The 725-nt window shown below is 50.3% G+C and carries 1 protein-coding gene and 1 pseudogene; both read right to left on the reverse strand.

Features of this window, described 5'->3' with window-relative positions; all coding sequences use genetic code 11:
• Window positions 1-165: 165 nt before the first annotated feature.
• The gene (locus tag M6F29_RS11980; RefSeq protein WP_298160226.1) at window positions 166-516 is read right to left on the reverse strand and encodes a DUF488 domain-containing protein; all 351 of its coding nucleotides are present in this window, start codon (window positions 514-516) and stop codon (window positions 166-168) included.
• 22 nt (window positions 517-538) lie between these two features.
• Window positions 539-725, reverse strand: a pseudogene (locus M6F29_RS11985) (oxidoreductase); the annotation flags it as partial.

Genomic DNA, 725 nt, shown 5'->3' on the forward strand with positions numbered 1-725 from the left:
ATAACCAAGTTCGACCACGGCCGGAGGGCAGAGCGAAGTGGGCTTGCGACCACGTGCGGACTATAGCGGTCGGATGCAGCGTCTTGTTGGGCGCTTTCGACATCCTCTGTCGATTTAAGAGCGACCATCTCCCGCCCATTGTTGTACATTGCTATCTCCCTCCAACTAATTGAATAACCAACTGTTTTCCTGGATCACGACCGCTTGGTTATGTTCTTCATCCTTTGATCCATAGACGAGCGTCACGATGCCCCTGTCCAACTCTTGTTTTAAAAACTGGAGTTGCTCGCTGTTGCCCCTTAGTTCAGCGAGGTATCGTTCCCTGAATTGTTCCCACTTGCCCTGGTCGTGACCAAACCATTTCCGGAGTTCCGTGCTGGGGGCGATATCTTTGAGCCACAGATCAACGCTTGCCTTTTCCTTTGTTAAACCTCGCGGCCACAGCCTGTCCACGAGGATACGCCGACCATCATGTTTGTCCGGCTGTTCATATACCCGTTTAATCCTGATTTTCATGACTAATTCTTAAGCAACTATATCAGTAACCTGAAAACTCTTCCGTGCGGATATTGTCATCATCGACTCCCGCTGCGCTCAGTATTTCTCGCATCGCATTCACCATCGCAGGTGGGCCGTCGATGTAGTAGATGGGGAGCGTCAGATTATCAATGAATTTCAGGAGCATGGCCTTGCTGATAAATCCGGTTTCTCCATGCCACTCGTGA

Source organism: Ferrovum sp. (assembly GCF_027317285.1).
Classification (GTDB): Bacteria; Pseudomonadota; Gammaproteobacteria; order Burkholderiales; family Ferrovaceae; genus Ferrovum.

Excerpts from the sequence above, each read along its gene's own strand:
- M6F29_RS11980 (WP_298160226.1), bottom strand. The coding sequence starts at position 516 with ATGAAAATCAGGATTAAACGGGTATATGAACAGCCGGACAAACATGAT.